The organism is Stenotrophomonas sp. HMWF023, assembly GCF_003060985.1.
Taxonomy (GTDB): domain Bacteria; phylum Pseudomonadota; class Gammaproteobacteria; order Xanthomonadales; family Xanthomonadaceae; genus Stenotrophomonas; species Stenotrophomonas lactitubi.
In genome coordinates, this window is sequence record NZ_QAIJ01000083.1 from 74,222 (window position 1) to 79,380 (window position 5,159).

General features: G+C 66.0%; 5 protein-coding genes and 1 pseudogene. 3 read left to right on the plus strand and 3 right to left on the minus strand.

The features are described from left to right. Nucleotides 1–352 (plus strand): annotated as a pseudogene (locus DBR20_RS22615) (subclass B3 metallo-beta-lactamase); the annotation flags it as partial. Nucleotides 353–618: 266 nt separating this feature from the next. Here DBR20_RS22615 and DBR20_RS03775 read toward each other — a convergent pair. Further along, nucleotides 619–1,173 (minus strand): DUF411 domain-containing protein, encoded by a 555-nt coding sequence (locus DBR20_RS03775; protein ID WP_108265234.1) that lies wholly within the window; start codon nt 1,171–1,173, stop codon nt 619–621. 120 nt (nt 1,174–1,293) lie between these two features. Further along, nucleotides 1,294–1,647 carry a CopL family metal-binding regulatory protein gene (locus tag DBR20_RS03780; RefSeq protein WP_108265235.1) on the minus strand — a complete coding sequence of 118 codons (354 nt, stop codon included), beginning with the start codon at nt 1,645–1,647 and terminating at the stop codon, nt 1,294–1,296. Nucleotides 1,648–1,787: 140 nt separating this feature from the next. Between DBR20_RS03780 and DBR20_RS03785 the strand changes: the two genes are divergently transcribed. Then, nucleotides 1,788–2,162 carry a hypothetical protein gene (locus DBR20_RS03785; RefSeq protein WP_108265236.1) on the plus strand — a complete coding sequence of 125 codons (375 nt, stop codon included), beginning with the start codon at nt 1,788–1,790 and terminating at the stop codon, nt 2,160–2,162. A 10-nt stretch (nt 2,163–2,172) separates the two neighbouring features. On the opposite strand, the gene DBR20_RS03790 is transcribed toward DBR20_RS03785, so the two are convergent. Then, nucleotides 2,173–4,458, minus strand: a complete 2,286-nt coding sequence (locus DBR20_RS03790) for an FdhF/YdeP family oxidoreductase (protein ID WP_108265237.1) — start codon at nt 4,456–4,458, stop codon at nt 2,173–2,175. 224 nt (nt 4,459–4,682) lie between these two features. Between DBR20_RS03790 and DBR20_RS22620 the strand changes: the two genes are divergently transcribed. Further along, nucleotides 4,683–5,159, plus strand: a 477-nt coding sequence (locus DBR20_RS22620; protein ID WP_258223198.1) for a formate dehydrogenase accessory sulfurtransferase FdhD, incomplete at its 3' end; no start/stop codon positions are given.

The window sequence follows — 5,159 nt, forward strand, 5'->3', positions numbered from 1 at the left end:
CGCGCACTTCGTGCCCGGCCACACCCCGGGCAGCACCGCCTGGACCTGGACCGACACCCGTGAAGGAAAACCCGTTCGCATCGTCTACGCCGACAGCCTGAGCGCACCGGGCTATCAACTGCAGGACAACCCTCGCTATCCGCACCTGATCGAGGACTACCGTCGGAGTTTCGCCACGGTGCGCGCCCTGCCCTGCGACATCCTGCTGACCCCGCATCCCGGTGCCAGCGGCTGGAACTACAGCGCTGGTGCCAAGGCCGGTGCCAAGGCCCTGACCTGCAAGACCTATGCGGATGAGGCCGAGAAGAAGTTCGACGCGCAGCTGGCCAAGGAAGCGGCCGGGGCCCGCTGATCCTGTAGCCGAGCCTATGCTCGGCTTGCAGGCCGAAAGCAGCCGAGCGTGGGCTCGGCTCTACACGCGGCGCGCCGAGGAAGGACTACGTGGATGCAGCCGAATGGTCGCTCGACACGCAGCTGGCCAAACGGCCGGGGCCCGCTGATTCTGTAGAGCCGAGCCGATGCTCGGCTTGCCGGCCGAAAGCAGCCGAGCGTGGGCTCGGCTCTACACAGGCCGCGTGGAAGGGTGCCGGTCAGACCGACCGGCACCACCACTGAATCTCAGCCGCCCTGCCCGTGCTGTGCGAAGGGCTGGGTGCTGCCATCAGCCAGCACCAGCTCTACGGTATACGGCTGCACATAGCCATCAGGCATTTCCATGCCCGGAGATCCGGCCGGCATGCCCGGCAGCACCAGACCACGCGCCGTCGGCCGTTCCTTCAGCAGGCGCTTGATGTCGCTGGCCGGAATATGGCCTTCCACCACATAGCCACCGATCTCGGCGGTATGACAGGACGCCTTGCCGGCCGGCACGCCGAGGCGCTGCTTGACCGGATGCATGTCATCGGTGTCACGTATCTCAACCGGGAAGCCGGCAGCCTTGAGGTGGTCGGCCCACACGCCACAGCAGCCACAACTGGCCGTCTTGTGCACGATGGCCAGCGGCAGTTCCGGGTCGATCGTCGCCTCAGCCATCACTGCGACTGCCGAGGCGGTTGCGGTTGCGGCTGCGGTTGCCGTTGCGGGCGAGGACACGGCTTCTTCAGAGGCGCGCGCGCAGGCGGTGCCCAGCAGAACGGTGGTAAGCAACAGGCTCAGGGAAAGAGTGCGGTTCATATGTCAGGTTGTCCTTTGCAATCGCAGGCGCGAGCGCCTGCCACCCACACGACGGATACGCGTGGGTCAGGTAGATGAGGGGGTACTGCAGGACGGCAGGCACGCAATGCCTGCGCGCGATCAGGCGATCGGCGGGCGGATCAGGTGCGGCAGCGCAGGCGCGGGATGACCCATATGCAGCGCATTACCGGGCACTGCACGCGGCGGCCATGCTGCAAGGCTTGCAGCCGAGGCCAGCATGGCCACACTGGCCGGCACGCATTCGCAACCCTGGCTGCTGCACGCGCCTGCGTCCCGGTCATCGCAGCAGGCGGGCGCGGCAGAGATCGCAGTGTCGGCGCTCTCATAGGGTGCACCGCAATGACCATCGCTGGCCTGACCGTTGATGCCGCCCGAGGCAAGCGCCAGCGCCGGTGCATTCAGCACCAAGGTCAGGAGCAGCATCAGTCGCAGCAGCAGGCCGGATATATCCACGGGCTGATGATAGCCGACGCACGACGCGCCCGTCGCTGCTGCCTGGTGTCATCATGCATGACGTTCATAGGAGCCTTTCCATTCCTGCCCGCTGCGCCTCTGCTGCCCTCCTGCTGTCTGCGTTGCTGAGCCTTCCGGTCATGGCAGGCGAACGCCAATGGACCGTGCTGTCCAGCGGCGATGCTGACGACACCCATGAGCGCTGGCAGGTGAGCGCGACGCGGTTGCATACGCTGCCCGCCTTCGACCCGGCGCGCGCCGAGCCGCCGCTGTCGGTACATCAAGCGACGGCGGCAGCGCTGGCCCACGCACGCCAGCGTTATCCCAGCGATGACTTCGTGGTCTCCGAGGTCAGCCTGCAGCGGTTCACCACCGGCGCGGCGGCGCATACCGAAGATGCAGCGCGCGGCTGGGTGTACCTGGTCAGCCTCGACTACAACGCGAAGGGTTGGACCCAGATGGTTCCCGTGCTGCTGGACGGCAGCATCGTGCTGAGCGACAGCGAGGAACCGTAGGGGCGCCGCCTTACGCGGGCACCTCGACCTGCGCGCGCATGCGTACCGGAATGGATTTCGCCGCTGGCGTACCGCTGATCCGATCGTAGTAGTCCAGCGGCAGCAGTGGGTTGAGCTCAGGGTAGTAGCCAGCCAACGCGCCGCGCGGCATCGGATAGTCAAGCACGGTCAACCCTTCGATGCGCCGCGTCACGCCATCGTCGCTGATCGTTTCCAGGCTCACCAGGGCTTCCTTGCCGAGCCCACGCGCCAGACGGTCCTCGATGTTCATGAACACCACCATGCGGTCGTTGTACACGCCCCGGTAGCGGTCGTTGTAGCTGTAGATGGTGGTGTTGTACTGGTCGTGCGAACGTACCGTGGCCAACCGCAGCATCTCCGGGTCATCGACCACCGTGTTCACTTCCAGGCCCGGCATGACCAGGATGTTGGCCTTGCCGTTCGGCGTCGGCCACACGCGCCGGCGCGGTGGAATATCCAGATGGAAGCCGTGCAGTGCCTGGATGCGCTCGTTGAAGCCTGCGTAGATATCCGGGTAGACGGCGGCGATCAGGTCGCGGATCGGGCCGTAATCATGCATGTACGCGGCCCAGTCCACCTTGCTGTCCGGCAATGCCGCCATCGCCATGCGGCAGACGATCTCCACCTCCGGCAGCACGTGCTCGCTGGCCGGCTCCAGCACGCCGCGCGATGCCGTCACGTTGGACATCGCATCTTCGATGGTGACGAACTGTTCCCCCAATGGTGTGCGGATCCACTCCGAACGCGCCACCACCGGAAGAATCAACGCGTCGCGGCCATGCACAAGATGACCTCGGTTGAGCTTGGTGGCGATGCCCACGGTCAGTTCCAGCTTGCGCATGGCTTCGTAGGCGCGTTCGGTATCGGGCACGGCATGGATGAAGTTGCCGCCCATGCCGATGAACACCTTGGCGCTGCCATCCAGCATCGCCGCGATAGATTCGACCACATGGTGGCCATGTTCGCGCGGCGGATCAAAACCGAACACCTGCTGCACCTGATCCAGGTAGCGCGTCGTGGGCTTTTCATCGATGCCGACCGTGCGGTCGCCCTGCACGTTGGAATGCCCGCGGATCGGGCCGATGCCCGCGCCCGGCTTGCCGAAGTTGCCGCGCAGCAACAGCAGGTTGGCCACCTGCTGCAGCAGCCGCGAACCCTGCTGGTGCTGGGTGAGGCCCATTCCATAGCAGATGACCGTCGCGCGCGAACGGATGTAGATCTCCGCGCAGCGCCGTATCTGCTCCTGCGCGATGCCCGACACCCGCACGATCTCATCCCAGTCCTGCGCCAGCACATCCTCGCGCAGCGCCTCCAGGCCAACGGTGTGCTCGGCCAGGAAGGCATGATCCAGCACCTGCTCACCTTGGGCTTCACGCTCGAACATCACCTTCATCATGCCCTTGATCAGCGCCAGGTCGCCGCCGATACGGACATGCACGAACTCGCTGGTGATCTCGGTGGAACCGAACGTGGCCATCTGCACCACGTCCTGCGGTTCGGTGAAGCGGATCAGCGCACGCTCGGGCATCGGGTTGACCGCCACGATCGGCACGCCGCGTTTGCGTGCTTCCACCAGGTTGCTCATCATCCGCGGCGAGTTGGTGCCGGTGTTCTGACCCATCACGAAGATCGCCTCGGCGTGTTCGAAGTCGTCCAGCACGATGGTGCCCTTACCCACCCCTATCACCGGCGGCAGGCCCCGGCTGGTCGGCTCGTGGCACATGTTCGAACAGTCCGGGAAGTTGTTGGTGCCGAACTCGCGCACGAAGATCGAATACAGGAACGCCGCCTCGTTGGGCGTACGGCCGGAGGTGTAGAACTCGGCCTGGTCGGGGTGGTCCAAAGCCTGCAGATGGCGGCCGATCAGCGCGAACGCCTCGTCCCATTCGCAGGGAACATAGTGATCGGTGGCGGCGTCGTAGCGCATCGGCTCGGTCAGCCGGCCCTGTAGTTCCAGCCAATAGTCGGTCTGCGCCATCAGCTCGGTGACGGTGTGCTGGGCGAACAGCTCGCGGGTCACCCGGTGCTGGGTCGCTTCCCAGGCCAGGGCCTTGGCGCCGTTCTCGCAGAATTCCAGCTTCTTGCGGTGGTCGGCATCGGGGAACGCGCAGCTGGGGCACTTGAAGCCGCCCGGCTGGTTCATCGCCAGCAATGCCTTCGATCCCTTGCCGATCACGCTCTGCTGCAGCAGCACCTTGGCAGTCGCACCGGCGGCCCCCCAGCCGCCTGCCGGTTGGTTGTAGGGCTTGTAACGCGGCGGCTTCTGTTCGGACATGGTCGGGAACCTGCGTTGGAACCTGCGTTGGTGGAGTGCCTGCGTGCAGTGCCGGGCCCGCGCCCGGCTGCCGTGGCCAGTCAAGCACGCCGGCAACCGCGGCGCCATAGCCCGGCCGTGGTAACGCAGGCTGCCATGGCAACGGTTACCGCCGCGTCTTCACTGGATGGCTGCGCTATTCTGCGGGCGTAGCCTGCCCTTCTGCTTTGCCCAGGATGTGCCGCATGCCCGGATCGACGCCGCCCTTTCCTCCGCCCGCCGGCACCGCACTGCGCACGCTGCAACGCTGGCGCGGCACAGGGCAGGAGCAACAGGTCGACGCGATCGCCGAGGAAGTGCCGGTAGTGATGCGCTACAACGGTGCCGCCTTCGCGGTGATGATGGCCACGCCGTGCGACCTGGAGGATTTCGCCCTGGGATTCTCGCTCAGCGAAGGATTGATCGAGCGCCCCGATCAGCTGCTGTCCGCCGAGGTGCAGCCACAACTGGAAGGCATCGAGCTGAAGATGACCGTGTCCGCCGACGCCCCTGGCGCAGGGCTGGACCCCGACAATGGCCGCCTGCTGCCTGGTCGTGGCGGTTGCGGATTGTGTGGTGCGCGTCAGCTGGAAGACGTGCTGCGTCCGCTGCCGCCGGTAAAAGACCGCCGCACCTATCAGACGGCTGCCCTGCAGCGGGCGCTGGCCGGGTTGGCCCCGCAC